At 71.7% G+C, this 3,757-nt stretch carries 3 protein-coding genes and 3 pseudogenes; 1 reads left to right on the plus strand and 5 read right to left on the minus strand.

Going from position 1 to position 3,757, the window contains the following annotated elements; translation table 11 throughout:
• Window positions 1-183, minus strand: a pseudogene (locus G6028_RS14155) (endonuclease/exonuclease/phosphatase family protein); the annotation flags it as partial.
• Window positions 184-251: 68 nt separating this feature from the next.
• Here G6028_RS14155 and G6028_RS14160 point away from each other — a divergent pair.
• Window positions 252-1,229 carry a pseudouridine synthase gene (locus tag G6028_RS14160; RefSeq protein ID WP_241730777.1) on the plus strand — a complete coding sequence of 326 codons (978 nt, stop codon included), beginning with the start codon at window positions 252-254 and terminating at the stop codon, window positions 1,227-1,229.
• Here G6028_RS14160 and G6028_RS18215 read toward each other — a convergent pair.
• The 4 genes and pseudogenes from G6028_RS18215 to G6028_RS14180 form a co-directional block, all read right to left on the minus strand.
• On the minus strand, window positions 1,168-1,857 hold the full coding sequence (locus G6028_RS18215) for a dihydrofolate reductase family protein (RefSeq protein WP_422110539.1): 690 nt from the start codon (window positions 1,855-1,857) through the stop codon (window positions 1,168-1,170). The genes G6028_RS14160 and G6028_RS18215 overlap by 62 nt on opposite strands.
• A 45-nt stretch (window positions 1,858-1,902) precedes the next feature.
• Window positions 1,903-2,364, minus strand: a pseudogene (locus G6028_RS18220) (SRPBCC family protein); the annotation flags it as partial.
• Window positions 2,365-2,367: 3 nt separating this feature from the next.
• Window positions 2,368-2,655 (minus strand): annotated as a pseudogene (locus G6028_RS14175) (ArsR/SmtB family transcription factor); the annotation flags it as partial.
• A 54-nt stretch (window positions 2,656-2,709) separates the two neighbouring features.
• A partial coding sequence (locus tag G6028_RS14180; protein ID WP_182659258.1) for a lipase family protein occupies window positions 2,710-3,757 on the minus strand: 1,048 nt, incomplete at its 5' end.

Below are 3,757 nucleotides of genomic sequence, written 5' to 3' on the forward strand. Positions count from 1 at the left end.
GAGGAGCGCGCGGACCGCGGGGGCGCGCCGACTCCACCGGTCGGACGGGCGCGCCACCACGGCCGGGACCGGACGGCGGACGTTCCAGCTCATCACGTGGATGTCCGGTTCGGTGACCGGTCCGATGAGGAACGAGGGCTCGGGCCGCGCGGCCGGGGCGGGGCCGGGGTCGTGCGGTGCCATCGTGCGGTCCTCGAATCCGGATCGGGTGGTGGATCCCCAGTCTATTGGGGAGGATGGCGGTCGTGCCGATGCCCTCGCCCCTGCCCGTGAGGGACGGGGTCGGACCGACGCGGCTCCGCGTGCCGACGGCCGGGCCGTGGGCGTCGATCGCCGAGTACGTGGTCGAGCGGTTCGATCACCTCGACCCTGCCGATCTGCACCGCCGCTTCGCCGCCGGCGATTTCGTGGGCGCCGACGCCCGCCCGGTCGGCCCCACGGCGGCCCTCGGTTCACACGAGTTCATCTGGTATCACCGCGAGGTGCCGGCGGAGGACCCGCTCCCCGTCCGCGAGGAGATCGTGCACGTCAGCGACGATCTGGTCGTGATCGACAAGCCCCACTTCCTCCCCACCACCCCGACGGGCGGGTTCCTGCGCGAGTCGGCACTCGTCCGTCTCCGCGTCCGTCTCGACAATCCCGACCTCACCCCGGTCCACCGTCTGGACCGCGCCACCGCCGGGCTGGTGATGTTCTCGGCACGCCCGTCCACACGGGGCGCCTACCAGACCCTGTTCGAACGACGAGAGGTCGCCAAGGTCTACGAGGCGGTCTCGACGCGGCCGCCGGGCTGGGATCCGCACACGCCGGAGATCTCCGGACGCCCGGTCCCCCTCGTCCACCGCGACCACCTCGAGAGGCTGCGAGGCCACCGACGGGTCGCCGTCCGCCCCGACCTCCCGCCGAACACCGAGACCCTCGTCGACGTCCTCGGTGCCGGCAGGAGCGCGGCCGGGCGCCCGGTGCTGCACACGATCCTGCGCCCCCGGACCGGCCGGTTGCACCAGCTGCGGGTGCACCTGGCCGCACTGGGGATCGCGATCCTGGGGGATCGCCGGTACCCCGACCTGCTACCGGAGATCCCGGATGATCACTCCCTTCCTCTCCAGCTGCTCGCGAGGGAGCTGGCGTTCACCGACCCGCTCTCGGGTGAACCCCGGCGATTCGTCACACGCCTGAGGTTGGCCGAGGCCCCGGTGTACGGCGACGCCAGAAGCTCAGGTGGATGACCCCACTGGGCGAGGTGGTGGACTCGATGTGGAATCGCTCCTCGAGCCCCTCCACCCCGTCCCACAGCCGTTCCCCCCGGCCCAGGATGACGGGCACCACGACGATGTGCATGTGGTCGATCAGGTCCGCCCGGAGGAACTGGCGGATCGTGCTCGCTCCCCCGCCGATGCGGACGTCCAGGCCACCTGCCAGCTCGCGCGCGGCGTCGAGCGCCGCGGCGGGGTCGGCGTCCATGAAGTGGAACGTGGTGCCGCCGTCCAGCTCCAGCGTCGGCCTGGGGTGATGGGTCAGGACGATCACCGGGGTGTGGAAGGGCGGGGTGTCCCCCCACCAGCCACGCCACGTCTCGTCCGCCCAGGGGCCCCGGGTGGGGGAGAACTTGTTGCGGCCCATGATCTCCGCGCCGATTCCCGTGTTCCACCGGCTCGCGAACGCCTCGTCGACCCCCACCGAGGCCTCGCGGTCCCCGTGGAATCCCATGTCCTGGAAGGTCCGTGTCGGTAGCGCCCACTCCAACAACCGGTGCCCGGCGTGACCGAAGGGCGCCTCGAGGCACTGCCCCTCCCCCGTACCGAACCCGTCCAGCGAGACGGAGAAGTTGTGGACCCGGACCAGTTGCCTCCGCACTCCCGCTTCCCCTTGCGCGTCGGCGAGCTCGGCGACATGGGCCGCCAGGTTGGCCAGGGTCTGCTCGCCACCCTCGACGGCGTGGTACTCCTGCGCCGCGCGATCGCGGAGCTCCCTCGTCGGGAACACCGTGCGGAACTCGACACGGGTCCCCCCGCCGTCGATTCGGAAGTCCAGGACGGACTCGAACGCCTCCGGATCCTCCGCGGACTCGCCGTGCAGTAGCGCGATCCGCTCCGGGGGGACGATCTCGCGCCAGGTGATCCGCTCCTGGTAGTCGGTTCCGTCCGGGCCGTGCATGACGAAGTCCCACACGCCGCCCTCGCGGAACTCGAAGGACCGGGTGGTGGTGGTGAACCCCTCCGGTCCCCACCACCGCGCCAGGTGCTGCACCTCGGTGAACGCGCGGAACACCAGCTCTCGCGGCGCGTCGATGTACCTGGTGATGGCGATCTCGCGGTCCGCGGTCTCCGGCCCTGTCGGGTCACCCCGCCTGCTGTCCCCCATGGTCTACTCCTCCTCCTCGGCCCGCGCAATCTCGCGGACGTAGTCGTCCAACCTGTCGAAGCTCTCGTTCCAGAACCGCTCGAACCCGCCGACCCACTCGTGGACGGACCGGAGCCCGCCGGGGTCGAGGTGGTAGATGCGCTGCTTGCCCTCACGTCGGTCGCGCACCAGGCCGACCTCGCGGAGCACCCGCAGATGCTTGGAGGCACCGGGCTGGGTGATCCCCAGTTCGAGCGCGACCTCGGTCGCCGGCCGCTCGCCCTCCCGCAGCAGGACCAGGATCTCCCTGCGCTGGGGTTCGGCGACCCCGTTCCGACCTGTGCGCGTTCCCCCTCCTTCGCCCGCTCAGCAGGTGGGTGTGGGCGCCGCCCGGTTCCAGCGATCGAGGGTCCAGCTCACGAGTTGCGGGGTCAGTGGAGAGTCCGCAGCGACCAACCCGTTGTGATCGCGGCCGGGGTAGGTCCGGTAGTCGAGCGGCTCGCCGTCCGCGCACCGGGCGTCCACCCAGTCCTGCTGCATCGCCGGCTTGACCAACGGGTCGGCCAGCCCCTGGGCGATCAGCACCGGCGCGGGCCACGGCCCGGTCGGCGAGTTCTCCTTCAACGTCGCCCCCAGGTCGCCGTCGAGGACCGCGTCGGGGAACACCTGCTCAGGGATCTGGGTGCCCCGCACGAGGGCGGCGATCGCGTCCTTCTCGTTGAAGCACAGGTCGCCGATCCTCTCCACGCCGTGCGCGGTGCCCGGGTTGAGGTGCCCGGCCAGATCCAGCTCCGGGTAGACCTCGTTCCACGACTGCGCGATGTAGGCGGAGACCGTCTTGCCCCCCACCTCGTCCTTGCTCAGCTCGGCGAGCGTGTAGAGGTCCGTGGCGGGAGCCATCCCGGCGATGCCCAGCAGGGTCAGCTCGGGAGCGTAGTCCTGGGCGATCTGACCGGTCCACAGCGCACCGTGCCCGCCCTGCGAGTGCCCCCAGACAACGGTGTCGCTGCTCAGGGTCACCCCGTCGAGCTGCTGTGCCGCACGGGAGGCGTCGAGGACGTTGCGCGCCTCCACCTGTCCCACCAGGTACGGGTGCATCCCCGGGGTGCCCAGACCCACGTAGTCCGAGATCACCCCCGCCCACCCGTGCTCGGTCACCATCTCCGTGAGCGCGGCGCCCGCACCGTCGGAGAACGGGGTGGGGCTGAGGGACGGCGCGCAGCGCGGGACGATCCCGGTGGTCCCGTGCGCCACACTGAGCAGCGGGAGCGCGTCCGTGCCCCGGTCGGCCGGCGCGATGACCGTGCCGCTGACGGCCACCACGGTCTCGTCCGGCGCTGTGCTGGTGTAGAGGATGCGCCAGGCGTCGGCTCCGGCGGGGACCCCGACGCCGAGCGTCTCGGCCCGCAGCAGC

This window comes from Dietzia cercidiphylli, assembly GCF_014145145.1.
GTDB lineage: Bacteria > Actinomycetota > Actinomycetes > Mycobacteriales > Mycobacteriaceae > Dietzia > Dietzia natronolimnaea.